The organism is Micromonospora sp. HM5-17 (genome assembly GCF_003762835.1).
In the GTDB taxonomy this organism is placed as follows: Bacteria; Actinomycetota; Actinomycetes; order Mycobacteriales; family Micromonosporaceae; genus Plantactinospora.
In genome coordinates this window covers 56,427-80,749 of sequence record NZ_RJWA01000014.1, presented here as the reverse complement: position 1 = coordinate 80,749, position 24,323 = coordinate 56,427, and the positions used below count along the sequence as shown (strand labels likewise).

Below are 24,323 nucleotides of genomic sequence, written 5' to 3'. Positions count from 1 at the left end.
CCGTCATCCCACTTACTGAGATGACGTCCGGGGCAACTGCTCCAGACTACCCGGTCGACTCCGCGCCGTCAAGGCTATCTGCCTGACTTCGCATCGCCCGAGATTTCCCCATGCCGACGCGCACTGGTTGACCAGTGGTCACTTCGTCAGGGATGAGACCGCAGACCGGCCGGCGACTCGTTGCCACGCTCCCGCCCGGCTCCTGCCAGCCTCGCGTACTTTACCCGGTTGGTCTCGCGAACTCAAGCTGAAACCATCAGCTGAGCGCACCACCCAGATGCCCGGTCTTGTACGGCATCTGATGCCCAAGCCCGGGGGCTCGCGGCCCGGCCTTCCGTCCGGCGTCCCGCTCGCACGTAGAAAGGTACGCTCCCCGTCCCCGAGACGCAAATCGGCGATCGTGAGCTCCCCTCCCGAAACATCTCCGGCTGCCCCAGCCGGTCCCGTGCCGGGTTTGGTGGTGCCGGATCCCGCCGGGCGTGCCACAGTGGCAGACATGGCGGCGTTACCGAGCGGAACCCACGTCCTGGCACAGGACAGCCTCTCCGCGCTCCTGCTGCCCTTCTGGCAACTCGTGATCGGTGGCTTCGTCCTGGTCGCCCTCGTCACCTCGGTCCGCCGCCTCGCCCGCCGGGGACGCTCCCGGATGACCACGGGGCTGCTGGTCACCGCCTCGGCGATCGTCGGCCTCGCCGTCCTCGGGGTGTTGTTGCAGTAGGCGCGGCCGGTTCAGAGCCGGCGGTTCGCCAGGCTGGGCAGCTCGGTACGGATCTGTCGCAGCCGGTCGAGGTCAAGGTCGACCACGACCGTGCCGACGGTGTCGGGAGCCTGCCCGAGTACGGTGCCCCACGGGTCGATCACCATGCTCCGCCCGAAGCAGGTGCGGTTCGGCTCATGATCACCGATCTGCCCCGCCGCCGCCACGTAGCACTGGTTCTCGATCGCCCGGGCCCGCAGCAGCACCTCCCAGTGGTCCCGGCCGGTGTGCAGCATGAAGGCGGCGGGCACCACCAGCAGCTGCGCCCCGCCCACCACGGCCAGGTGGCGGTAGAGCTCCGGGAACCGGAGATCGTAGCAGATCGAGAGGCCGACCCGGACCCCGTCGACCTCGACCACGACCGGCTCGGTGCCGGCGGCGACGGTCCGTGACTCCAGATACGAGACCCGGCCGGGGATCTCGACGTCGTACAGGTGGATCTTGCGATAGACCCCGGCGAGGCCGCCATCCCGGTCGAACAGCAACGAGGTGTTGTACGTGTGCGTGGGATCCGGCCCGATCTCGTGGAAGGAGCCGGCGTGCACCCACATCCGGTGTCGCCGTGCGATCCCGGCGAAGAACTCGGCGAACTCCCCGTCCGTCGGCTCCGGAGCGGGCATCCCCTCACCCGGACCGAGGTAGTCGACGTACTCGGGGAGGATGGCCAGGTCGGCACCGGCGGCCGCGGCTCTGTCGAGCAACCCGGCGGCGACGTCCAGATTGGCCTTCCGATCGTCGCGGGAGTTGAGCTGGCACACGGCGACGCGCATGCGCCGAGCCTACGGGGCGAACACGAAACCGGCCAGAGCGTGACGCCGATCCCGGCGACCCGCCCGGTCGGGGGCGAGCCCTCCCCGCGGCCTGCTCCTCAGGCCGACTTCTCCTCGCGCTCGCGCCGGGCCCGGCGCCCGGTGAACTCGCGCGGCACGATCGTCGGGTAGACGTTCTCCAGCACGACCTCCCGGGTGATCAGGACCCGCGCGGCGTTCGGGTTGCTCGGCACCTCGTACATCACCGAGAGGAGAACCTCCTCGAGAATGGCCCGGAGCCCACGGGCACCGGTGCCCCGCAGCATCGCCTGGTCGGCGATCGCCTCCAGGGCGGCCGGCTCGAACTCCAGCTCCACGCCGTCGAGCTCGAAGAGGCGCTGGTACTGCCGGACCAGGGCGTTGCGCGGTTCGGTGAGGATCCGCACCAGGGCCTCCCGGTTGAGGCTCCGCACGCTCGTGATCACCGGAAGTCGGCCGATGAACTCGGGGATCAGGCCGAACTTAAGCATGTCCTCCGGCATCACCTGGCTGAAGATGTCGTCGGTGGACCGTTCGGAGACCGAGCGCAGGCGGGCGCCGAAGCCGAGACCGCCCTGACCGATACGGGCCTCGATGATCTGGTCGAGGCCGGCGAAGGCCCCACCGCAGATGAAGAGGACGTTCGTGGTGTCGATCTGGATGAATTCCTGGTGCGGGTGCTTACGGCCGCCCTGTGGCGGCACGTTCGCGACCGTACCCTCCAGGATCTTGAGCAGCGCCTGCTGTACGCCCTCGCCCGAGACGTCCCGGGTGATCGACGGGTTCTCCGACTTCCGGGCGATCTTGTCGACCTCGTCGATGTAGATGATCCCGGTCTCGGCCCGCTTGATGTCGTAGTCGGCCGCCTGGATCAGCTTGAGGAGGATGTTCTCGACGTCTTCCCCGACGTAGCCGGCCTCGGTCAACGCGGTCGCGTCGGCGATGGCGAACGGGACGTTGAGCATCCGGGCCAGGGTCTGGGCGAGGTGTGTCTTGCCACACCCGGTGGGGCCGATCAGCAGGATGTTGGACTTGGCCAGTTCCACCGTCTCGCCGGAGCTGTGCCCGGCGGCCTCCGCCTGGATCCGCTTGTAGTGGTTGTAGACGGCGACCGACAGCGCCTTCTTGGCCTGCTCCTGCCCCACGACGTACTGGTCGAGGAACTGGCAGATCTCCATCGGCTTGGGAAGCTCTTCCCACTTCACCTCGCCGGACTCGGCCAGCTCCTCTTCGATGATCTCGTTGCAGAGGTCGATGCACTCGTCGCAGATGTACACCGCCGGCCCTGCGATGAGCTTCCTGACCTGCTTCTGCGACTTGCCGCAGAAGGAACATTTGAGTAGGTCGCCGCCGTCGCCGATCCGTGCCACCTACGTTCTCCCTGCGCTCATCGGCCGGCCCTGTGTAAGGCCCTGGCCTGCGGACGGTACGCCCCGTCGGTTGTCCTCGCCGGCCGGTCCCGACCGGCGATGGGCGGTGCAGAACCGACGTTACCCGCTCCACGAGGGTTCTCCGACCCCCAAAACGGGTGTGTCAGGGGCCGGCCGTGGCGTGAACCTCGGACCGGCCCCTGACCCAGGTTGATCAGCTCGCGGCGTTGGCCGCGAGCAGGCCCTTCTTACGGCTGGTCAGGATGGTGTCGACCAGCCCGTACTGCCGGGCCTCCTCGGCCGTCATGAACTTGTCACGGTCGATGTCCTTGCGGACCCGCTCGATCGGCTGGTTGGAGTGCCGCGCGATCATCTCCTCCAGCTGCGAGCGCATCCGCAGGATCTCGCGGGCCTGGATCTCGATGTCCGAGCCCTGACCGTAGCCGCCCTCGGTGGCCGGCTGGTGGATGATGATCCGGGAGCTCGGCAGCGCCATCCGCTTACCGGGCGTGCCGGCGGCGAGGAGCACCGCGGCCGCGCTGGCCGCCTGCCCGAGGCAGACGGTCTGGATGTCCGGGCGGACGTACTGCATCGTGTCGTAGATCGCCGTCATGGCGGTGAAGGAGCCGCCGGGCGAGTTGATGTACATGATGATGTCGCGGTCCGGATCGCTCCCCTCGAGCGTCAGCAGCTGGGCCATCACGTCGTTGGCCGACGCGTCGTCGATCTGGACGCCGAGGAAGATGATCCGGTCCTCGAAGAGCTTGTTGTACGGGTTCGACTCCTTGACGCCGTACGACGTGCGCTCGACGAAGGAGGGGAGCACGTACCGGTTGTGCACCGGCTGGAAGCCGGACGACAGCAGGGTCGGGTCGGTCATCGTCAAGCTCCTCAGTTCAGGGTCCCGGCGCCTTCCGGAACCTGCGCGGCCCCGGTGATCACCTTGTCGATGAAGCCGTAGTCGAGTGCCTCCTGCGCGGTGAACCACCGGTCCCGGTCGGAGTCGGCCTCGATCTGCTCCTGGGTCTGACCCGTGTGGAAGGCGACCCGCTCCTGGAACATCCGCTTCGTGTAGAGCATCTGCTCGGCCTGGATGGCGATGTCGGACGCCGTACCGCCCATACCGCCGGAGGGCTGGTGCATCATGATCCGGGCGTGCGGCAGCGCGTACCGCTTGCCCTTGGTGCCGGCGCAGAGCAGCAGCTGCCCCATGGAGGCCGCCATGCCCATCGCGACGGTCGAGACGTCGTTGTCGATGAACTGCATGGTGTCGTAGATCGCCATGCCCGAGTAGACCGAACCACCCGGCGAGTTGATCCACAGGTTGATGTCGCGGTCGGGGTCCTCCGCCGCGAGCAGCAGCAGCTGTGCGCAGATGCGGTTGGCGACCTGATCGGTCACCTCGCTGCCCAGGAAGATGATCCGCTCCTTGAGCAGGCGGTTGTAAACCGAGTCGTCAAGGTTGCCACCGAACGCGTCCCCCGTGCGGGCCTCGAGGATCCGCATGGGCATAGCTGAGAAGTCTGAACCAGTCATGGCAGCCCTTCGCTCTCCGTGCCGTCTTAGGCCCGACACTAACCGCTGACGAGGGTCAGAACGCCCCTGTCCCGGCACTGTTCGCTCTCAGCGCAGATGCCACGGCAGGCGTACGCCCGCAGACCGGCTGGTCGGATCCGGACCGGCAGAACCGCATCCGACCGGCCGCGTCAGCTTTCCTGGTCGTTGCCGCCGGTCGCCTTCCGGATCTCTTCCAGGCTGACGGGGTTCCCCGCCGAGTCGGTGATCTTGATCCGCTCCATGATCAGCGCCAGCGCCTTGCCCCGACGGACGTCGCCGTAGACGGCGACGGCGGTACCGGCGCGGACCAGCTGGTCGTAGTACTGCTGCGCCGGCATGGCGGCGTGCCGGGCCCGGTGGACGATCTCGTGGCCGAACTCGTCGTCGGTGACCTGCACCTCCTCGGCATCGGCCACAGTGTCCAGCAGCAGCTGGATCTTGACGCCCTGGGTCGCCGCCTCGGTCAGCTCGGCGTCGATCTGCTCCTCGGTCTTCCCCTCCGTGCTGAGGTACTCCTCCAGCGAGGTGCCGATCCGCTCGAGCTGGTCGACCATCGCCTGCTTGCGGTGCTTGACCTCGTCCCGGACGACCCCCTCGGGCGCCGGCACCTCGGCGGCCGCGACGAGCTGCTCCAGGGCCTTGTCCCGGGCCGCGTAGATCTGCTCGAGCCGCTTGGACCGGGTGATCCGCTCCCGTACGTCGTCGCGGAGCTCCTCCAGGGTGTCGAACTCGCTCGCGAGCTGGGCGAACTCGTCGTCCAGGGCCGGGAGCTCCTTCTCCTTGACGGTGCGGACCGTCACCGACACGTCGGCGTCCCGGCCGGCGAACTCTCCCCCGACCAGCTGGGTGACGAAGGTCTTCGACTCGCCGGCGGAGAGGCCGACCAGGACCTCGTCCAGCCCCGGCAGGAGCTGCTTGCTCCCGACCTCGTGCGAGATGTTGGTGGCCGAACCCCCCGGAACCGCCTCGCCGTCGACCGTCGCCGCCAGGTCGATCTGCACGTAGTCGCCCTCCCGGGCTGGCCGCTCGACCGTCTTCAGCGTGGCGAACCGCTCCCGCAGGTTGCTGACCTGGGTGTCGACCTCGCTGTCGTCGATCTGCAGCTCGTCGACGGTCACCTCGACCGTGGAGAGGTCGGGAACCGTGATCTGGGGGCGGACGTCGACCTCGGCGGTGAACTTGAGCGTGTCGCCGTCGCTGAACTCGGTGATCTCCACCTCGGGCCGGCCCAGGGTCTTGACGTCGTGCTCCCGGACCGCGGCCAGAAAGTTCTCCGGAATGGCGTTCTGGACTGCCTCGTTGAGCACCGTGCCGCGCCCGAGCCGCTGGTCGATCACGACGGCCGGCACCTTGCCGCGCCGGAAGCCGGGCACGTTGATCTGCTGGGCAATGTCCCGGTACGCCTTCTTGAGGCTCGGCTCGAGCTCGACGAACGGCACCTCGATGGCGAGCCGCACGCGCGTCGGGCTCAGAGTCTCGACGGTGCTCTTCACAGGCGTACTCCTCGACGGATCTCGATCTTGATTTCGGGCCGGATTCAGCCCATCGAGTGTAGGCGAGCCGGCATGGGTGCCCGGCGGCGCGGGGTGGGCATGCACGCCTCGCCGCCGAGCGACAGTCGGGGTGGCGGGATTTGAACCCACGGCCCCTCGCTCCCAAAGCGAGTGCGCTACCAAGCTGCGCCACACCCCGTGGCGTGGAAGAGTGTATGCCTCCGCGTCCGGGTCGCGCCCGCCCGGTCTCCGCCCGCCCGGTCCGTGTCGACCCGACCCGGCCGATCCTGGCGTACGCCGGGTCACGCCGTCCGTCGTACCGGAAAGTTGATCATGATTGGCGCCGGCCGCGTCCCACGGACGACCCCGTCCGCCGGCGGATCCCGGTACCCACCCGGCCGGGTGATTGGCTACGCTATCTGACGCGTCCCGGGGCGACCGGGGCGAGCGCGGGCGTAGCTCAATGGCAGAGCTTCAGTCTTCCAAACTGACGGTGCGGGTTCGATTCCCGTCGCCCGCTCTGGACCCCTCCGCCCAGGTCAGTGGCGTGATCGCCGCACCTGGGCCGCTCTGTCTCCGGCCTCGATCGATCTTGGGTGCCAGTCGCGTGCCGGCAGCGCGCGAAGTGCCACCCCGGGTCACCCTCCGGGTCTTCCCCTCCGCCGGGCCGCCGCCGGCAGCCCCACGACGGTGGTCGCCACCGCGCATCGGGGCGCGGGCGAGGACCCGGACGACACAGGCCGTCGGCACTTCAGCGTGTGATATCGGTCATAGTCCGACATTCGGTCACGGATTCTGCCCGGTGTGGCGCCGGTCGGTCAGGTCCCGGGCGTACGCCTCGAGCAGCGGGACGACCCGGGGCGAGACGTGGCGGCGCCACCGGGCCGAGCCGGCCCGCAGCGCCGCCCTGATCTCGGTGCCGGAGGTGACGCGTTCGGCCATGGTGCGCCGCCACAGCGTCTCGACCGAATAGCCGAGCGCCTCCAGTCTGCGCTTCTTCGTCTCTCCCCACTCGTCGTAGATGGTGACGAACACGGTCGCCTCGTCGGGTGGCGGCAGGTACTGGCCAAGGCGGTCGGGCTCGTTGACGGGTGCCGGGACGACGAGGTAGTCGCCGGGCGTCCAGCCCTCGTCCGCGCAGGCGGCCTCCACCATCATCGTCCGCTGGTAATAGGTGAAGGGGTTGTTCCACGCCATCGACCGGGCCGGGTCCTCGGCGGTCGCGCGCAGCGCGGCGAGATCCGGGTTGGTGATGCCGATGACGAGCCGGGTGCAGCGCCGCCGGGCCGCCCGCAGGTACTCGGCGTGGCCGAGGTGCACGGGCTGGAAGCGCCCCAGGACGATGCCGTACGGTCGCCGCACGCTCATGCGGTGCCGCCTCTCGGTCGCGGGATCCGGCCGTCCGACCGGACCCGGTGACTCGCCTTCGAACAGCTTCGATCCATCGTCCCAGGCGCCGAGCCGGCCTTCCACCCGCTCGGGTCGCGCCGTCCGGTCTCCCACCGGAGCCGTCGACCGGGGGCGCCGCGATCCGGCCGGGTCAACAGGCCGGGGTGGCGATCGACTTCCGCATCCGGACCAGCGGGACGGGGACGCCGCCGGCCGCGTCCGCGACGTGCGCGACCGGCTCGAATCCGGCGGCCTCGTAGAGGGGCCGGCCGGCAAGGGTCGCCATGAGTTCGACCGAGGTGAACCCCTCGGCGTGGGCGGCGGCCTCGCAGCGGGCGAGGATCAGCCGGCCGACGCCCCGGCGGGCGAACCGGGGGTGGGTGTACATCGCCCGGATCCGGGCCGGATCCCGGGCCGGGTCCAGCAGCGCGGGGTCCCGACCCCGGGAGTGGTCGCCACCGTACAGGGTGGCCCGGCGGCTCCAGCCACCGCAGCCGACGACGGTGCCGTCCCATTCGGCGACGTAGTAGGTCCCGTCCTCGATGAGCTGCGTGTCGATGCCCATGATGGCCCGACTCGCGGCGATCTGGGCCTCGTCGAGAAAGCCCTTCTGCAGCTCGGTGATGGCGGCGTCGATCAGCGGCAGCAGCACCGGTACGTCGTCGAGGCGGGCGAGCCGACTCGTCAGGGTCATGGCTCCTCCACAGCACCGCCCGGTGGCCGGGGACCCCGCTGGCCGGGGCACAGCGCGAGGATAGCGCCGGTACGCCCGGTAGGCGGTCCGGCCGACCGCCACGCCGCTCGGGCGTAGGGGCGGATCACGCTAGGACAACCCATGTCCGGGCGGGACCGGGCGCGTGCTCCACCACCGACAGTGCCCCTGGAAGGGCGCCCATCGCAGCACTTTCACGCCTTGACGTGCTCATCACCCGTCGTTAATGTGCCCAGGCAAAACAGAGGACGTCCCATGTCCTAATTCCTCGTCCGGTGGCGGCCGTCGCTCCACCCCACCCCGCCGGGCGAGCGGGGACGCCGGCCCCCACCGCGTCGACCCCGGCGGGACGTCGAACCCCCACCGAGAGAAGGTGTCATGTCCACACCGAAGACAACCCCGACCCGCGTGCTCCGCCCCGCGGTCGCCCTCGGCGGTGCCGCGCTGGTGGCGACCCTGGCCGCGGCGAACGCCCCGTCCGTCGCCGCCGAACCCGCCTCGACCGGCCGCCCCGCCCGGTGCACCAGCTCCGTCCCGTTCACCTCCGGTACCGAGGGCTACACCGGCTTCCGGATCCCGGCGGTGGTGGCCACCCGGTCCGGCACCCTGCTCGCCTTCGCCGAGGGCCGGCAGAGCGGACTCGGCGACGCCGGCAACATCGACACGGTGCTGAAGCGCTCCACCGACGGCGGCTGCACCTGGGGCCCGCTCCAGGTGGTGCACGACAGTGGAGCGAACACCTCCGGCAACCCGGCCCCGGTGGTCACCGCGACCGGCCGGGTGGTGTTGCTGACGACGTACAACGGTGGGACCGCCACCGAGAGCGCCATCATGCGCGGCGAGGTCCCGCCCGAGCAGAGCCGGCGGGTCTTCGTCCAGTACAGCGACGACGAGGGCGCGACCTGGACGGCGCCGCGCGAGATCACCGACTCGGCCAAGGCGGCGAACTGGCGCTGGTACGCCACCGGGCCCGGCCACGCCGTCCGGCTGACCCGGGGACCGCACCGCGGCCGGCTGGTGGTACCGGCCAACCACTCGATCGCCCCGCCCGCCGGCTCCCCCGACCTCGGCACCGAGGCGCGGTACTACGGCGGGCACAGCCTCTACAGCGACGACGACGGCCAGACCTGGCGGATCGGGTACGTCGACGACAACCCCGACGGGGTGGTGAACGTCAACGAGACCACGCTGACCGAGCTCCCGGACGGCCGGCTCTACCTCAACACCCGGGAACACAACGGCAGCGCGCCGGGCAACCGGGCGGACGCGTACAGCGTCGACGGCGGACAGAACCTGCAGCTGCCGTTCCGCCCGCAGGCCACCATCGTCGGACCGGTCGTCCAGGGCAGCGTGCTCCAGCTCGGCGGCGCCCCCGACGCGCCGCTGCTCTACTCGGGGCCGGCCGACCCGGCGGCCCGGGCCGCGCTGACGCTGCGGGTCAGCACCGACGAGGGCGCGACCTGGCGGCCGTCGCTGGCGCTCTCCGGCCTGCCGGCCGGCTACTCCGACCTCGTCCAGCTCGACCGCGACACGGTCGGGGTCCTCTACGAGACCGGCAACTTCGGCCCGTACGAGACCATCACCTTCCGGCGGGTGCCGGTCCGCGACCTGAGGTGAGGCGCCCCGGGTCGAGGTGACGGGCGCGGGTCCGCGCCGGGACTAGCCGGCCGGACCCGCGCCCGTACCCGTCCGGCGGGCCGCCCCCCGCCGGGGCGAGCCGTCAGCCGGCCGTCTCGGTACGGAGCACCGCGACACCCCGGGGCGGGAGCGTGACCTCGGTGACGGGCCGCTCCCGGTCGCCGAGCAGGTTCACCGCCGGTGTCGGCACCGGTACGGTCACCGCCTCGGCCCCGTGGTTGAGCAGGAACAGGTAGGCCCGGTCGGCGCCGTGGCGTACCACCGCCTGCACGTGGTCGGGGAGGCCGGGCAGCACCGGCGCCACCCCGGCCTCGGCGGCGGCCCGGTCCAGCAGCTCGCGCATCAGCGCCGGTTCCGGCCGGGTCGCCAGGTACCAGGCGACGCCGTCGCCGTACCGGTGGCGGGTCACCGCCGGCCGTCCCGCCAGCTCGGCGGCGAGCGGGTGGGTCGCCGGGCCGGCCGCGAAGGTGGCGACCACCTCGGCGCCCTCCACATCCAGCCACTCCGACCACACCGTCCCGGTCCACCGCCGTCCCGCGTGATCGAGCTCCACGGTCGCGCCCTCCGGCAGCGGCCAGAACTCGTCGATCCGCAGCCCCAGGACGTCGCGCAGCGGCGCGGGGTACCCGCCCGGGTGAACGCGGTCGTGCTCGTCGACGATGCCGGTGAAGAATGACACCACCAGGTGTCCCCCGGCCGAGACGTACCGGCGGAGCGCGTCGGCGGTGGCCGCGGACATCAGGTAGAGGTTCGGCACCACCACCAGTCGGTAGCCGGCGAGATCCGCCGTCGGAGGCACGACGTCGCAGGTCAGGCCCGCGTCGAACAGCGGCCAGTAGTGGACGAGGTGGGTCTCGAGCAGGTCCAGCGTCGCCGGATGGGCGTCGGACTCGAGCGCCCACCAGTTCTCCCAGTCGTGCAGCACCGCGACGTCGGCGCGGACCCGGGTGCCGGCGAGCTCGGCCGCCCCGGCCAGCTCGCGGCCGAGGGCCCGGATCTCCTGGTGGGTACGGGTCCGGGCGCCGCCGTGCGGCACCATCGCCGAGTGGAACTTCTCGGCGCCGCCGACCGACTGCCGCCACTGGAAGAAGAGCACCGCGTCGGCGCCCTGGGCCACCGCCTGCCAGCTCCACAGCCGCATCAGCCCGGGCGGCTTCGGCGCGTTGCGCTCCCGCCAGTTGACCGCGCTCGGTGCCTGCTCCATCAACAGCCACGGCTGCCCGGAGCGGGCGGACCGGACCAGGTCGTAGCCGAAGGCCGCGGCCACGTGCGCCCACGGCTCGAACGGGTCCGGATAGCTGTCCAGGCTGACCACGTCCTGCTCGGCCGCCCAGCGGAAGGAGTCGATCGGCTTGTGCGCCAGGCCGATGAAGTTCGTGGTGACCGGCACGTGCGGGGTGATCTGGCGCAGGATGTCGCGTTCGGCCAGGTAGCAGGCGCGGATCGCGGCGTCGCTGAACCGGGCGAAGTCCAGCTCCTGCGCCGGGTTGCCGAAGGTCGGGGCGGTACGCGGCGGCATGATCTCGTCCCAGTCGGCGTAGCGCTGCGACCAGAACGTCGTCGACCAGGCGGCGTTGAGCGTCTCGATGTCGCCGTAGCGCTCCTGGAGCCAGCGCCGGAAGTCCGCCGCCGACACGTCGCAGTAGCAGGCCCGGACGTGGCAGCCGTACTCGTTGCCGACGTGCCACAGCCGCAGCGCGGGGTGGTTGGCGTACCGGGTGGCGACCTGCTCGACCAGCCGCGTGGCGTACTCACGGTAGATCGGGCTGGACGGGCAGTAGTGCTGGCGGGCGCCGGGCCAGAGCCGGGTGCCGTCGGCGCGCTCCGGCAGCACCTCGGGGTGGCGTCGGGACAGCCACGGCGGCGGGGAGGCGGTCATGGTGGCGAGGCTGGCGCCGATCCCCGCCTCGGCCAGGTTGTCCATGACCCGGTCGAACCAGTCGAAGTCGTACTCCCCCGGGCGGGGCTCCACCCGCGACCAGGCGAAGATGCCGACCGAGACGAGGGAGACGCCGGCCTCGGTCATCAGCCTCATATCCTCGGCCCAGACCTCTTCGGGCCATTGCTCCGGGTTGTAATCCCCACCGAACATGATTCTCGGCATGGTCATGCGCCGACCGTCCTTTCCGGGATTGCGCGGGCGGTGGTTACCAACAGGGGCAAGTCGAACCATTAGGACATGGGACGTCCGCCGTGTGCGGGACCCTATGGCGGGGCTCGGATCGGCGTCAAGGTACGCCGCGCGGTAAATTCTCGGTGACCGCCTGACACCACGGCGGCGATGACATGGGATGTTATGGGCCGACGGACCATCGGAGCTGGAGGACCGATGCGCACACGTACCGGGGCGACGCTACAGGAACGGATCGTCGACCTGATCCACGAGCGTCGACTCGCGCCCGGCGCCGCCATGCCGACCGAGCCCCAGCTGATGGATCTGCTCGGGGCGAGCCGGAACAGCGTGCGGGAGGCGGTCCGGGCCCTCCAGGCGCTCGGCATCGTCGAGATCCGGCACGGCTACGGCACCTTCGTCGGACACGCGCCGCTCGACGTCCTCAGCCCGTCCCTGACCTTCCGGGTCCGCTCCCGCGCCGACCGGGGGGTGCGGGCCCTGCAGGACCTGGTGGAGGTCCGGGAGCTGCTGGAGGTGGGGCTGATCGGCGAGGTGGCGAAGACGGTCAGCGAACCCCGGCTCGCCGCGCTGGACGCCCTGGTCACCGCGATGGAGCGGGACCGGGAGGCCGACCGCGCCTTCCACTCGCTGCTCTACGAGTCCTGCGGCAACGAGCTGGTGCTCCAGCTCATCGGCCTGTTCTGGGACGTCTACCACGAGGTCGGGGCGGCCCTGGACCCCCCGGAGGGCCGGGCCGCGGACATCGTCGCCAACCACCGGCGGATCGTCGAGGCGCTGCGCGCCCGGGACAGCCGGGGCGCGCAGGAGGCGATGCGGCTGCACTTCCACGACGTCAAGGCGCGGATCGCCCGCGCGGACGCCGCGACCGACCCGCCGGCCGCAGACTGACGCCATACCTCCTACGTCCGACATAGGATGTCCGCCGCCGCCCGCGCTGGTACGGACGGTGTCGGAGAGCCCGCGCTCCACGTTCTCGGTTTCGAGGCGACAGGCCGGCTCGGACCCCGGCCCGGACCGGCACGCCCCCGCGATCGGTCTGGACATCCGCCGCCCGTCCGTGGGCTGCCCATCGACGAGAAGCGTGGACGCCGACCGCCGCCGAACGCCGTACGCTGAGCAGTCGACGCCGTGGCTTGATCATGCGATCGTCGCCGGAGGTTGGGTCGGGTGCCGACGCGTCCGGCGACCTCGGCTGAGCGACCGCGGGCGGCGACATCGACGACGAGGTCGAGAGCGAGAGTCAAGGGCAGCAGGGACGGCGGCGCCCGGACGGCGGCACCGGCGCGGCGCCGGAGGCCGGTCGGGCGACCATGCCGGATGCCACAGGGAAGGGAACGGGCATGCTTGTCGACTGGCCACTGGAGCGGTTGCGGGAATACCGTCCGGATCGAAACGAACCCGCCGACTTCGACGACTTCTGGGCCACCACGCTGCGGCAGGCGCGGGAGGCCGCCACCCCGGCACACTTCGTGCCGTACGACGCCGGACTCTCCACCGTGGAGGTCTACGACGTCACCTTCTCCGGGTACGCCGGCCAGCCGATCCGCGGCTGGTTCCTCCTCCCGGCGCACCGGGACGGCCGGCTCCCCTGCGTGGTGAACTACATCGGGTACGGCGGCGGCCGCGGCCTGCCGCACGAGTGGCTGACCTGGAGCGCCGCCGGCTACGCCCACCTGGTGATGGACACCCGGGGGCAGGGCAGCAACGGCTACCTGGTGGGCGACACCCCGGATCCGGACCCGGTCGGCGGGCCGCAGACCCCGGGCTTCATGACCCGGGGGATCACCGATCCGGAAACCTACTACTACCGGCGGGTCTTCACCGACGCGGTCCGGGCCGTCGACACTGCGCGGGCACACCCCCGGGTGGACCCGGACCGGGTGGTGGTGACCGGTGTCAGCCAGGGCGGCGGTATCACCCTCGCGGTCGCCGGTTTGGTGGACGGGCTCGCCGCCGTGCTGCCCGACGTACCGTTCCTCTGCCACTACCGGCGGGCCACCGAGATCACCGACGCCATGCCGTACCAGGAACTGGTGACGTACCTGAAGACGCACCGGGGCGACGTCGATCCGGTGTTCCGGACGCTGAGCTACTTCGACGGGGTCAACTTCGCCAGCCGGGCCACCGCCCCGGCGCTCTTCTCCGTCGCGCTGATGGACGCGGTCTGCCCGCCGTCGACGGTCTTCGCCGCCTACAACCACTACGCCGGCGCGGACAAGGACATCGTGGTGTGGCCGTACAACGGGCACGAGGGCGGCGCGGGGTGGCAGTTCCCCCGCCAGGCCGACCTGCTGCGCCGACTCCTCGGCTGAGCGGGCCCACCGGCCGCCGGGTCTGCGCCGGCCCGCGGCGCAGACCCGGCCGCCCTCAGAGCAGGCCCGCGGCGGCCAGATACTTGCCGACCTGCGCGATCTCCTCGGCGTTGAGCGGAGTCTGCGGTGCCGCCGTGGTCGGGTGATCGATGATCCCCCGCAGGTGGAGGGCGGCCTTGAAGGCACCCAACGCGGACGAGCTGCCGCCCATCCGGGTGCCGCCCACCCGGACGAACTCGAAGAGCCGGACCAGACGCTCCTGCTCGGCCCGGGCGGTCGGCCAGTCGCCGTTCGCCGCCGCCCGACACAGCCGCGTGTAGCCGTGCGGGTCGACGTTGCCGAGTCCCGGCACGACGCCGTCGGCCCCCATCCAGAGCGCGGAGTCCACCGTCAGCTCGCCGCCGGTCAGCACGGCGAACGAACGGTCGGCCAGCCGCTCCCGCCGACCGAGGATCACGCTACGCAGCCCGCCCTCGTCGCCGCTGGAGTCCTTCAGTCCGGTGAGGACACCCTCGGCGGCGAGTTCGAGCACCAGGTCGGCGCCGAGCTTACTGTGCACCGAGATCGGCAGGTCGTACGCGTACAGCGGCAGACCGGACCGCTGCGCGACCGTCCGGAAGTGCCCGGCGATCTCGACCGGGTGGGTGCGGGCGTAGAACGGCGCCGTCGCCACGATCCCGTCCACGCCGACCTCGGCCGCGACCCGGGCGTGCTCGAGGACCCGCAGCGTCGTCATGTCGATCACCCCGGCGAGCACCGGCACCTGGCCGGCCACGTGCCCGACCACGGTCTCCAACACGACCCGCCGATGCCCGTCCGGCAGGAACGCCACCTCGGAGGTGGAGCCGAGCACGAACAGCGCGTCCACCCCGCCGTCGAGCAGATGGTCCACGAGCCGGGTCAGCGAACCGGTGTCGACCTCGTAGTCGGGGGTCAGCGGAGTGCACACCGGTGGGATGACGCCACTCAGCGGGGCGAGGGTCATGAGCGCTCCTGGGCTTGACTGATGAGTTCCTGGTTGGTGACCCCGTCGCCGATCGGGTGATGGCAACGGAACAGATGGGCGGCGGTGGGGGCGGGATCCGCGCCGTCGCGGTCCGGACCGGCGGGCGCGTCAACCGGGACCGCCGGCGGCAGCTCCCGGGCGCAGACCTCGTCGGCCCGCCAGCACCGGGTGCGGAACGGGCAGCCGCTCGGCGGCCGGGTCGCCGAGGGCACCGGCCCGACCAGCGGGATCGGGTCGATCGGCGAGAGCAGGCCGGGGGTGGCGGAGAAGAGCGCCCGGGTGTACGGGTGCCGGGCCCGCCCCGGTACCGCGGCCGCCGGGATCTGCTCGACGATCCGGCCCAGGTACATGGTCACGACGCGGTCGCTCATCCGGCGGACGGTCTGGATGTCGTGCGACACGAAGACCAGGGCCAGGTTGAGCCGTTCCTTCAGGTCCAGCAGCAGGTTGAGGATCTGGGCCCGGACCGAGACGTCCAGCGCGCTGGTCGGCTCGTCGGCGACGAGCAGCTCCGGCTCCAGCGCCAGCGCCCGGGCGATCGCCACCCGCTGACGCTGGCCACCGGAGACCTGGCTGGGCAGCAGGTCGGCGACGCTGGCCGGCAGGCCGACCAGGGCCAACAGCTCGCGTACCCGCTGGTTGCGCGCGGCGGCGGTGCCGCGCCGGTGCACGTCGAGCGGATCACGCAGGATCTGCCGAATGGGCAGCCGACGGTTCAACGCGGTCGACGGGTCCTGGAAGACCATGCCGACGCGCGACCCGAGCAGCCCGCGCCGCCGGGAGGCCGGCATCGCCCAGAGATTCTCGCCCCGGAACGACACCACACCGGCGGTCGGGCGTTGCAGCCCGACCAGGACCCGGGCCAGGGTGGACTTGCCACACCCGGACTCTCCGACCACCCCGACGGTCTCACCGGCGGTGATGGTCAGGTCGGCCCCGGTGAGCGCGTACACCCGGTCCCGCCGGAAGAGCCCGCCGGAGCGGGCCCGGTGCACCACGTGCACGTCGTCGAGGCGGAGCAGACCGTCGCGCCCGGTCTCCCTGGCGGTCACCGCCACGTCGGTCGACACCATGTCAGCGCGCCTCCCTTCCGACGGCCGCCGGCGCGGCGATCTCCAGCGCCGGGTGGTGGCAGGCCACCGCGTGCCGGTGCACCTCGCCGACCAGGGCCGGCGTCTTGGTACGGCAGACCTCGCTCGCCATCGGGCAGCGGTCGGCGAAGCGGCATCCGGCCGGGAAGTCGGCCGGTGAGGGGACCACGCCCCGGATCTGGGTGAGCCGTGCCGCGCCGGCCTCCAGCGACAGCACCGACCCGAGCAGGCCCCGGGCGTAGTGGTGTGCCGGGGCGCCGACCAGGCTCGCGGTGACCCCGGTCTCGACAATCTGCCCGCCGTACATCACCACGACCCGGTCCGTGACGTCGGCGACCAGCGCCAGGTCGTGCGACACCAGGATCAGCGCGAAGCCCAGTTCGGCCCGCAGCCGCAGCAGCAGCTCGATCACCTGTGCCTGCACGGTGACGTCCAGTGCCGTGGTCGGCTCGTCGGCGACGATGAGCTTCGGATCCCGGGAGAGCGCCATCGCGATGAGCACCCGCTGCCGCTGCCCGCCGGAGAGTTCGTGGGGGTACGCCGACAGGGTGCGCCGCGGGTCCAGCCCGACCAGTTCCAGCAGCTCGGTGGCGCTGCGCCGCCCGCCCCGCCGCACCACCTGCTTGAGCTGGGCCCTGATCGTCATGGCCGGGTTGAGTGAGGAGAGCGCGTCCTGGTAGATCATCGCCATGTCGTGCCCGAGCAGCCGCCGCCGGGCCGACCGGGAGAGCGTGAGCAGGTCCTTGCCGTCGAACTCGATCTCGCCTCGGACCCGGGCGCCCCGGGGCTGGAGCCCCATGATGGTCAGCGCGGTGAGCGACTTGCCGCAGCCCGACTCTCCGACCAGCCCCAGGACCTCGCCGCGGCGTACGTCGAAGGAGATGCCGTCCACGATGTCGACCCCGTCGTGCCGGTCGTCGAAGCCGATGGCGAGGTTGCGCACGCTCAGCACGGGCGGGCCGTCCGGCACCGGGCGGGCCCGTTCGGCCAGCCGGCGGGCCGCCTCGGCCAGCCCCGGCAGTTCGGTGACCTCACCGGAGCCCGGCACCGCCTGCTCCCAGGCGTCGCCCTCGACCGCCTTCTTCGCCCCGACCGGGCGCCGGGCCGCCGGAGCCGCCCAGGCGTCGGAGATGCCCTCGGCGAGGATGTTGAGCGCCAGCACGGTCAGCAGGATCAGCAGACCGGGAAAGACGGTGGCCCACCAGCCGCCCAGCAGCACCATGTTCTTGCCGTCCGAGATGACGCTGCCCCAGGACGGGTCCGGGGGCCGCACCCCGGCGCCGATGAACGACAGCGACGCCTCGAAGACGATCGCGTCGGCGACCATCACCGTGCAGAACACCAGGATCGGCGCGGCGCAGTTGATCGCCACGTGCTTCGCCACGATGTACGGGGTGCGCGCGCCGATGATCTTTTCGGCCGCCACGTAGTCCTCGCCGTACTGGGCCAGGACGTTGGCCCGGACCACCCGGGCGACCGAGGGCATGTAGACGAAGCCGATCGCGGCGACCAGTACCGGGATCCCGCCTCCGAAGACCGCCACCAGCACGGCCGCCAGGGCGATGCCGGGGAACGCCATCACCACGTCGAGGACCCGCATGATGGTCTCGTCGACCCAGCGCCGGGAGGTGGCGGCGACGGCGCCGATCAGCGCCCCCGCCACCAGGGCCAGCCCGGTCGAGCCGAGCCCGATGATCAACGACCAGCGGGCGCCGTACAGCAGCCGGCTCAGGATGTCCCGGTTGGCGCTGTCCAGGCCCATCCAGTGCGCGGCCGACGGGCCGCCGCCGTGCAACTGCTGCTCGAGCGGCGAGTGTGGCGCGAGCACCGGCGCGAAGATGGCGCCCAGGGCGATCACGGTCAACAGCCCGAGCGCGACCCAGGACAGCGGTGGGAGCCGGCGGAACGTGATCCCGGGTCGGGACAGCCGGGTGGTGAGTCCTCGTCGCATCAGCCGGCACTCCTCAGCCTCGGGTTGAGCAGGAGATAGAGGATGTCGACGATCAGGTTGACCACCACGAATCCGGTCGCGATGGTGAGGACCACCCCCTGCACCACCGCCGGGTCACCGTTGGTCACCCCCTCGATCATCAACTTCCCCATGCCGGGCAGCGCGAAGATCGTCTCGATGACCACCGCGCCGCCGAGCAGGTAGCCGACCCGCAGGCCGAGTACGGTCAGCGGGTTGATCAACGCGTTACGCAGGACGTTCCGGCCCACCACCACGATCGGTGGCAGGCCGCTGCCGATCGCGGTCCGTACGTAGTCCTTGTCCAGCTCCTCCACCATCGAGGTCCGGATGATCCGGGTCAGCTGGGCGGCCACCGGCAGCGACAGCGCCAGCGCCGGCAGCGTCATCGAGCGGAGCCAGCCGCCGAACGAGTCGGCCGGGTTGATGTAGCCGCCGGTCGGGAAGAGCCCGTGCTTCACCGCGAGCCACTGGATCATCAGCAGCGCCAGCCAGAAGGAGGGCGAGGCGACCCCGGCCAGCGACACGACCCGGATCACCTGGTCCGGCCAGCGGTCCCGGAACAGTGCGGCGGTGACGCCGAACACCAGGGCGGTCACCACCCCGATCAGCAGCCCGAGGAAGGTGAGCTGCAGGGTCAGCGGCAACGCGGTCAGCACCGAGTCCAATACCGGGGCCTTGGTCAGCACGCTGGTGCCCATGTCGCCCTGGAGCAGGTCGCCGACGAACCGTACGTAGCGCACCGGCAGCGGATCCAGCAGGCCGTTCTCCTCCTGGAACTGGCGAATCTGCTCCGGGGTCGGGTTGGCGCCCTGGAAGTAGGCGTACTCCGGCTTGTTCTGCGAAAACCGCATGATGATGAAGACGAATGCGATCACGCCCAGCAGGAGCGGGATCAGGATGAGTATGCGGCGCACCAGCATTCTGGCGATGACTGCCACGGGTGGAACTCCTCGGCGTCGGGTTCCCGGCCGGGAAGGGATGGTCAGCAGGATGGCGGGCGGGGCCCGCCGGAACGCGACCGGCGGGCCCACCGGAGGCGGGGCGGGCACCGCCGGTCGGGGCCGGACGTGGCCGGCGCGGTGGCACCGGCCCCGACCGGCGGTTCAGAGCCGCTTCGCCTGGAGCAGGTTGATTCCGGGGTACGCCTGGGCGCGGATCCCGGAGAGCTTCTTCGGGTCCCAGGCGGTCATCAGTTCGGTGTGCACCACCGGGTAGAGCACCGCCTGCTCGGCGATTATGTCCAGGTACTGGTGGGTCAGCGCCAGCTTCTTCTGCGGGTCCGGCTCCCGGGTCGCCTGGTCCATCAGCGCGAAGAGGGACTTGGCGACCGGGCTGCCGTCCCACTTCGTGTACTTCATCCAGGTGCCGCCGGGCGTGTAGTTGTAGCGGAGGATGAGGTCGGCGTCGAGCCCGAACTGGTTCGGGTTGGAGGCGGCCGCCACCACCTGGTAGTCCTGGGACTGGTCCATCTTGGTGAACAGCGCGCTGGTGTCCTGCGGCTGGAGCGTGGTCTTCACGCCGATCGCGTTCCAGGAGTTCGCGATGGTCGGCAGGCAGTCGGCGATCCAGCTGACGTTGACCGCCATCAGCGTGATCGACAGGTTGGTCACGCCGGCCTCCGCGAGCAGCTGCTTCGCCTTCTCCGGGTTGTAGTCGTAGACGGTCTTCGCCCGGGCGTACGACGGGTTCTGCTCGTTCAGGAAGCTGCTGGCGGGCGTGCCGTGCCCCTTGAGCGCGACGTCGATCATCGTCTTGGTGTCGATCGCGTAGAGCAGGGCCTGGCGCACCCGGACGTCGTCGAACGGCTTGTTGGCGGTGTTGAACATCAGGAACATGTGGTTCATGCCCTTGCCGCCCTCGACGGTCAGCCCGGAGGACCGGAGCTGCTCGATGTTGGCGTACGGGATGTTGTCCGCGATCTGCGCCTCGGCGTGCTGGCCCGAGATCTTCGCGACCCGGGCCGCGGCGTCCACGATGGAGAGCCAGTTCATCCTCTTGAACTGCGCCGGCCGCGGTCCGTTGTAGTCGGCGAACGCCTCGAAGGTGTCGTTCGACTTCGGGTTGTGCGCGGTCAGCCGGTACGGCCCGGAGCCCACCGCCTTGCCCCCCTTCGCCGCGTCCCAGCCGCCCGGTACGCCGAAGACGTGCTTCGGCATGATCTTGGCGATGGAGAGACGCTGCAGCGCGTCCGGGAACGGGAAGTGGAAGACGAGCTCGACGCTGGTGTCGTCGACCTTCCGGACCTCCTTGAGCCAGGTCCGGAAGAAGGAGCTGACCAGCGTGGCCGGGTCGAGGACCCGCTGGAAGGTGAACAGGACGTCGTCGACGGTGACCGGCTGCCCGTCGTGCCACTTCGCGCCGGGCCGCAGGGTGAACCGCCAGCTGTCCGCGGCCGGGTCCGGTAGCGCCGTCGCGAGCGCCGGGTACGGCTCGCGGGTGATCGGGTCGGTCTCGACGAGCGCCTCGTAGATGTGGTTGATGGCCGCCATGGAGAAGGCCGAGGCGGTCATCGTCGGGTCCCAGCTCTGGTCGTTGCCGTAGCCGATGACGGCGGTGACCAGATCCTTGTCGTCGCCGGCACCGACCGAGCTGGTCGAGGCCGGACCCGTGCAGGCGGAGACGGCGGCCGCGATGGTCGCCGCCGCACTGATCGTGCCGCTGTAGCGCAGGAAATCGCGTCGGCTGAGGCCGGACCGGGATAGCGGGGCGCTCACGGTGCCTCCTACAGGCGTCGAAGTTGGCAGGGCGGTCGCCGCCGGACACACGGCGGACCGGTCCCGGGGATGTCGTGGGTCACAGCGATTCTCATGACCTTGGACGTACTACGTCCCACGTCCAGAGGCTAAGCTTGGAGGCTAGAGGCCGGGTCTGGCGTGGTCAAGAGAGGATGACGTGGAGATGTCAGCGATGTTTCGAGCGTCGGCCTCGAGGCGTCACCCGAGAAGGGATCGAACCAACGACGACCGTCGTAGGATGTGTGGCTTCGTCGGGTCCCCCGCCGGGGCCGGCGCACCGGGGACGACCGCGTGAGCGCCACCGGTTCCCGGCCGGAGCCGACCCGGGCCGCCGCCGACCGGCGTGGCACCCCTGCGGGCCGGACCACCACCTCCGACCGTCCCCGCGCCGGCCGAACCGACCCGGACCGGTCCACCGGCCCGCGTCCCAGCCGCGCCGCCGAGGTCCAGAGGGCGGTCAAGGAGATCATCCTGGCCCGCCGCCTCAACACCGGCGATCCACTGCCGACCGAGACCGAGCTGATGGAGCAGCTCGGGATCAGCCGTAACTCGATCCGGGAGGCGCTCAAGGCGCTCCAGGCGATCGGGATCGTGGAGATCCGCCACGGCTTCGGCATGTTCGTCGGCCGGATGTCCCTGACCGGGCTGGTCGACGAGCTCACCTTCCACAGTCGGATGAGCCTCCAGGAGGAGCGGAACCAGCTCGGCTACCTCATCGAGATCCGCGAGCTCCTGGAGGTCGGCCTGGTCGGCCAGCTCATCGACCGCGGCCCGGACCTCGACCTCTCCGCGGTCGAGGCCGTCCTGGAGCGGATGGAGGACGAGGCCCGGAGCGGCCAGGTCTCACCGGAGACCGACCGGCTCTTCCACGACGTGCTCTACCGGCCGCTCGGCAACCCGCTGGTCGGTCAGCTGCTCGGCGCGTTCTGGGACGTCTTCCACCAGCTCCGCGACGACCTGGGCCCGCCCAGTGAGAGCCCGGACGAGGTCGCCCGCCGGCACCGGGACATCCACACCGCGGTCGTCGGCGGCGACCGGGCGGCGGCCGCGGCCGCCGTCCGCGCGCACTTCGACGGTGTGCGCAACCGGCTCGCCCGGGCCCGCCGGCGGGCGTGACGGCCGGATCACGGCGGGTCAACGACGCATCCAGGGGGAGAACCAGCCCCGAATCACCCATAGGCCGTAAAATCCTCCGTGGTGACGGTAGCGCCGGCCCGCCGAGCCGGCCCTCGCGCCGTGGTTGGCGAGGGCTCCGCTGGGGTACCGTCCGGGATACCTCGCCCCCCGGTGACCCTTGGAGGCGTCATGACCGACGGTCCGTTGGACGGTCAACCGACGGACGGCCGGCACGCCGCCCTGCTGCGCATCCGCTTCGACTCCGAGCAGATCGCCCGGGTACGCCACCAGCTGGCCCGGTGCCTCTCCGCGAATGGGCTCGACGGCGACCGGCTCGACGACTTCGTCACGGCGATCAACGAGGCGATGACCAACGCGGTCCGGCATGGCGGCGGCCAGGGCTATCTCCGGCTCTGGCGTGACCGCGACCTGGTGTGCGAGGTCCGCGACCATGGCTTCGGGCTCGCCCCGGGGCTGCCGCTTCCCCGGACCCGTCCGCAGCCCTCGGCCAACGGTGGGATGGGCCTCTGGCTCGCCAGCGAACTCGCCGACTCGATGGAGCTCGAGAGCGGCCCGACCGGGGTCCGGGTCCGCCTACGCATGCGGATCCCGTCCCCCGGCCCGGCGGCCCGGACCGGCGCGCCGGCCCGTCCCGACACCGAACGGGCCGGCTGACCCACTGACGGACGGATACCCACCGGTCAGCGATTGTTTGTTGACCTTGATCGGATCTGACGAGAGGGTTCCGGTAGCCACCCTGTCGTCTGATCCGGAGGCACCGTTGCGATTGCGAACAGCCGTCCCGAGACTCCTCCGCCGGCCCCGTACCGCGTTGGCGTCGCTGGCGCTGGGCCTCACGCTCACTCTGGTCTCCGTCCCCGGCGCGAGCGCCGCGGCGAGCCCGGCCACCGGCACGAACCCGAGTGCCGCGACGGGCCCGGTGCACGACCCGGCCGTCGAGATGCTCGCGCCCGGCGTGACGTACCGCGAACTCACCCGCGACACGGCCGGCGGGACCGTCCGCGCGCACCTGGTCGAGGTCGACCTGCGCAACCCGCTGGTCTCGGTGGACCTGCTCACCGCCGGCGCCGTCGCCGCCCGGGCACCGATCTCGGCCCAGGCCGACCAGCGGCGGGCGATCGCGGCGGTCAACGGCGACTTCTTCAACATCAGCAACACCCAGCCGGGGGTCGAGGTGACCGGGGCGTCGGTCGGTCCGGCGATCGCCGGCGGCCGGGACCTGAAGGGTGCGGTCCCGACCGGCCAGCGGTTCGGGCCGGCGCTGCCGCCCGGCACCTCGACCGAGGATGTCATCGGCGTCGGGGTCGACCGGGTCGGCCGGCTGGCCCGGGTAACCCTGCAGGGCAAGGTCACCACCGGGCGCGGCGGCGGATTCGAGGTCGACGGCCTCAACCAGTACGCGTTGCCGGTCGACGGGATCGGCGTCTTCGACCACGCCTGGGGCAGCGCCTCGCGTCGGCGTCCCACCTGCGGCACCGACACCCAACGGAGCGCGCCGTGCAGCACCGAGACGTACGAGGTACGGATCCGTCGCGGCCGGGTGACGGCGACGGCGACCGAGCCGGGCAGCGGTGCGATCCCCCGGGACACCGTGGTGCTGGTCGGCCGGGAGCGGGGCGCGGCCACACTGCGGAACCTGGAGGTCGGTGACCGGGTACACGTCGGCTACCATCTGGCGCCCAACGTCCACGTCCCGTTCCGGTTCGCGGTCGGCGGGTTCCCGATCCTGCGGGCCGGCCAGCCACTGGACGGGCTCGATGCTCGGACCGCCGCCGTCCGCACCTCGGCCGGGGTCAGCGCCAACGGCCGCCGCCTCTACCTGCTGGCCGTCGACGGCGGCGGGGGCCCGGGACTCACCATCCTCGACCTGGCGCTGATGATGCGCGACCTCGGCGCGACCGACGCGGTGAACCTCGACGGCGGCGGCTCGACGACGCTGGTCACCCGACGGCTCGGCGCCCCGGCGGTCGAGGTCCGCAACCACCCGTCGGGCGGGGCCGAGCGGCCGGTACCGAACGGCATCGGGGTCTTCTCCCGACTGGGGTGAGCAATCCGAGCCCGTAGGGACGCGACCGGCTCCCTCCCGTCCCACCCCGGACCGGGCCGGGACGGGAGGGAACGGAGGCCACGGCGGCCGGACCGGAACGCCGCCCGAATGATCGGGCGGACCGGAACCGGCCGGACCCGTGGCCGGCGGCCACCGGCGCGGCGCCACCCGGTTGACCGGGCGGA

Annotated in this window: 20 protein-coding genes and 2 tRNA genes; 8 read left to right on the top strand and 14 right to left on the bottom strand. The window is 71.3% G+C overall.

What is annotated here, in order from left to right; genetic code table 11:
* Positions 1–496 precede the first annotated feature (496 nt).
* Complete coding sequence (locus EF879_RS25660) at positions 497–718, top strand: hypothetical protein (protein WP_123563011.1); 222 nt, start codon at positions 497–499, stop codon at positions 716–718.
* 11 nt (positions 719–729) lie between these two features.
* On the opposite strand, the gene EF879_RS25655 is transcribed toward EF879_RS25660, so the two are convergent.
* From EF879_RS25655 to EF879_RS25630, 6 genes are all read right to left on the bottom strand, one after another.
* Positions 730–1,527: a carbon-nitrogen hydrolase family protein gene (locus EF879_RS25655; protein ID WP_123563009.1), complete on the bottom strand. Its 798-nt coding sequence runs from the start codon at positions 1,525–1,527 to the stop codon at positions 730–732.
* A gap of 98 nt (positions 1,528–1,625) precedes the next feature.
* Entirely contained in the window at positions 1,626–2,915 is a 1,290-nt protein-coding gene (clpX, locus tag EF879_RS25650) for an ATP-dependent Clp protease ATP-binding subunit ClpX (protein WP_123563007.1), read from the bottom strand.
* A 214-nt stretch (positions 2,916–3,129) separates the two neighbouring features.
* On the bottom strand, positions 3,130–3,795 hold the full coding sequence (locus EF879_RS25645) for an ATP-dependent Clp protease proteolytic subunit (RefSeq protein ID WP_123563005.1): 666 nt from the start codon (positions 3,793–3,795) through the stop codon (positions 3,130–3,132).
* 11 nt (positions 3,796–3,806) lie between these two features.
* A complete protein-coding gene (locus EF879_RS25640) occupies positions 3,807–4,427 on the bottom strand; it encodes an ATP-dependent Clp protease proteolytic subunit (protein WP_123563003.1) in 621 nt (206 codons plus the stop codon).
* A 194-nt stretch (positions 4,428–4,621) separates the two neighbouring features.
* The gene (tig, locus tag EF879_RS25635; RefSeq protein WP_158624293.1) at positions 4,622–5,965 is read right to left on the bottom strand and encodes a trigger factor; all 1,344 of its coding nucleotides are present in this window, start codon (positions 5,963–5,965) and stop codon (positions 4,622–4,624) included.
* 125 nt (positions 5,966–6,090) lie between these two features.
* Positions 6,091–6,164, bottom strand: a tRNA-Pro gene (locus tag EF879_RS25630).
* A gap of 250 nt (positions 6,165–6,414) precedes the next feature.
* On the opposite strand from EF879_RS25630, the gene EF879_RS25625 reads away from it, so the two are divergent.
* Positions 6,415–6,485, top strand: a tRNA-Gly gene (locus EF879_RS25625).
* A gap of 266 nt (positions 6,486–6,751) precedes the next feature.
* Here EF879_RS25625 and EF879_RS25620 read toward each other — a convergent pair.
* On the bottom strand, positions 6,752–7,333 hold the full coding sequence (locus EF879_RS25620; RefSeq protein WP_148086554.1) for an adenylyltransferase/cytidyltransferase family protein: 582 nt from the start codon (positions 7,331–7,333) through the stop codon (positions 6,752–6,754).
* Positions 7,334–7,505: 172 nt separating this feature from the next.
* Positions 7,506–8,048: a GNAT family N-acetyltransferase gene (locus tag EF879_RS25615; RefSeq protein WP_123562997.1), complete on the bottom strand. Its 543-nt coding sequence runs from the start codon at positions 8,046–8,048 to the stop codon at positions 7,506–7,508.
* 396 nt (positions 8,049–8,444) lie between these two features.
* Between EF879_RS25615 and EF879_RS25610 the strand changes: the two genes are divergently transcribed.
* Positions 8,445–9,683: an exo-alpha-sialidase gene (locus tag EF879_RS25610; RefSeq protein ID WP_123562995.1), complete on the top strand. Its 1,239-nt coding sequence runs from the start codon at positions 8,445–8,447 to the stop codon at positions 9,681–9,683.
* A gap of 103 nt (positions 9,684–9,786) precedes the next feature.
* On the opposite strand, the gene EF879_RS25605 is transcribed toward EF879_RS25610, so the two are convergent.
* Entirely contained in the window at positions 9,787–11,814 is a 2,028-nt protein-coding gene (locus EF879_RS25605) for a beta-galactosidase (protein WP_233604754.1), read from the bottom strand.
* Between the two features lie 219 nt (positions 11,815–12,033).
* On the opposite strand from EF879_RS25605, the gene EF879_RS25600 reads away from it, so the two are divergent.
* Both EF879_RS25600 and EF879_RS25595 read left to right on the top strand, forming a co-directional pair.
* Complete coding sequence (locus EF879_RS25600; protein WP_123562993.1) at positions 12,034–12,726, top strand: FadR/GntR family transcriptional regulator; 693 nt, start codon at positions 12,034–12,036, stop codon at positions 12,724–12,726.
* A gap of 452 nt (positions 12,727–13,178) precedes the next feature.
* A complete protein-coding gene (locus tag EF879_RS25595; RefSeq protein WP_123562991.1) occupies positions 13,179–14,150 on the top strand; it encodes an acetylxylan esterase in 972 nt (323 codons plus the stop codon).
* A 55-nt stretch (positions 14,151–14,205) separates the two neighbouring features.
* Here the strand turns inward: EF879_RS25595 and EF879_RS25590 are convergent, their stop codons facing one another.
* From EF879_RS25590 to EF879_RS25570, 5 genes are all read right to left on the bottom strand, one after another.
* Positions 14,206–15,135: a dihydrodipicolinate synthase family protein gene (locus tag EF879_RS25590; protein ID WP_123562989.1), complete on the bottom strand. Its 930-nt coding sequence runs from the start codon at positions 15,133–15,135 to the stop codon at positions 14,206–14,208.
* The gene (locus EF879_RS25585; RefSeq protein WP_123562987.1) at positions 15,132–16,229 is read right to left on the bottom strand and encodes an ABC transporter ATP-binding protein; all 1,098 of its coding nucleotides are present in this window, start codon (positions 16,227–16,229) and stop codon (positions 15,132–15,134) included. Before EF879_RS25585 ends, EF879_RS25590 begins: the two co-directional genes overlap by 4 nt.
* 1 nt (position 16,230) lies before the next feature.
* On the bottom strand, positions 16,231–18,198 hold the full coding sequence (locus tag EF879_RS25580; protein ID WP_123562985.1) for a dipeptide/oligopeptide/nickel ABC transporter permease/ATP-binding protein: 1,968 nt from the start codon (positions 18,196–18,198) through the stop codon (positions 16,231–16,233).
* Positions 18,198–19,157 (bottom strand): ABC transporter permease, encoded by a 960-nt coding sequence (locus EF879_RS25575; protein WP_123562983.1) that lies wholly within the window; start codon positions 19,155–19,157, stop codon positions 18,198–18,200. The genes EF879_RS25580 and EF879_RS25575 overlap by 1 nt, the downstream gene beginning before the upstream one ends.
* Before the next feature lie 165 nt (positions 19,158–19,322).
* Positions 19,323–20,933 (bottom strand): ABC transporter substrate-binding protein, encoded by a 1,611-nt coding sequence (locus EF879_RS25570; protein ID WP_123562981.1) that lies wholly within the window; start codon positions 20,931–20,933, stop codon positions 19,323–19,325.
* Between the two features lie 312 nt (positions 20,934–21,245).
* Here EF879_RS25570 and EF879_RS25565 point away from each other — a divergent pair, with 312 nt between their 5' ends.
* From EF879_RS25565 to EF879_RS25555, 3 genes are all read left to right on the top strand, one after another.
* The gene (locus EF879_RS25565; protein ID WP_123563036.1) at positions 21,246–22,070 is read left to right on the top strand and encodes a FadR/GntR family transcriptional regulator; all 825 of its coding nucleotides are present in this window, start codon (positions 21,246–21,248) and stop codon (positions 22,068–22,070) included.
* Positions 22,071–22,259: 189 nt separating this feature from the next.
* Positions 22,260–22,745: an ATP-binding protein gene (locus tag EF879_RS25560; protein ID WP_123562979.1), complete on the top strand. Its 486-nt coding sequence runs from the start codon at positions 22,260–22,262 to the stop codon at positions 22,743–22,745.
* Positions 22,746–22,851: 106 nt separating this feature from the next.
* Entirely contained in the window at positions 22,852–24,138 is a 1,287-nt protein-coding gene (locus EF879_RS25555; RefSeq protein ID WP_233604753.1) for a phosphodiester glycosidase family protein, read from the top strand.
* Positions 24,139–24,323: the final 185 nt, after the last annotated feature.

Excerpts from the sequence above, each read along its gene's own strand:
- EF879_RS25660 (WP_123563011.1), top strand. The coding sequence starts at position 497 with ATGGCGGCGTTACCGAGCGGAACCCACGTCCTGGCACAGGACAGCCTC.
- EF879_RS25655 (WP_123563009.1), bottom strand. The coding sequence starts at position 1,527 with ATGCGCGTCGCCGTGTGCCAGCTCAACTCCCGCGACGATCGGAAGGCC.
- EF879_RS25620 (WP_148086554.1), bottom strand. The coding sequence starts at position 7,333 with ATGAGCGTGCGGCGACCGTACGGCATCGTCCTGGGGCGCTTCCAGCCC.
- EF879_RS25645 (WP_123563005.1), bottom strand. The coding sequence starts at position 3,795 with ATGACCGACCCGACCCTGCTGTCGTCCGGCTTCCAGCCGGTGCACAAC.
- EF879_RS25595 (WP_123562991.1), top strand. The coding sequence starts at position 13,179 with ATGCTTGTCGACTGGCCACTGGAGCGGTTGCGGGAATACCGTCCGGAT.
- EF879_RS25615 (WP_123562997.1), bottom strand. The coding sequence starts at position 8,048 with ATGACCCTGACGAGTCGGCTCGCCCGCCTCGACGACGTACCGGTGCTG.
- EF879_RS25580 (WP_123562985.1), bottom strand. The coding sequence starts at position 18,198 with ATGCGACGAGGACTCACCACCCGGCTGTCCCGACCCGGGATCACGTTC.
- EF879_RS25590 (WP_123562989.1), bottom strand. The coding sequence starts at position 15,135 with ATGACCCTCGCCCCGCTGAGTGGCGTCATCCCACCGGTGTGCACTCCG.
- EF879_RS25605 (WP_233604754.1), bottom strand. The coding sequence starts at position 11,814 with ATGACCATGCCGAGAATCATGTTCGGTGGGGATTACAACCCGGAGCAA.
- EF879_RS25640 (WP_123563003.1), bottom strand. The coding sequence starts at position 4,427 with ATGCCCATGCGGATCCTCGAGGCCCGCACGGGGGACGCGTTCGGTGGC.
- EF879_RS25560 (WP_123562979.1), top strand. The coding sequence starts at position 22,260 with ATGACCGACGGTCCGTTGGACGGTCAACCGACGGACGGCCGGCACGCC.
- EF879_RS25600 (WP_123562993.1), top strand. The coding sequence starts at position 12,034 with ATGCGCACACGTACCGGGGCGACGCTACAGGAACGGATCGTCGACCTG.
- EF879_RS25585 (WP_123562987.1), bottom strand. The coding sequence starts at position 16,229 with ATGGTGTCGACCGACGTGGCGGTGACCGCCAGGGAGACCGGGCGCGAC.
- EF879_RS25610 (WP_123562995.1), top strand. The coding sequence starts at position 8,445 with ATGTCCACACCGAAGACAACCCCGACCCGCGTGCTCCGCCCCGCGGTC.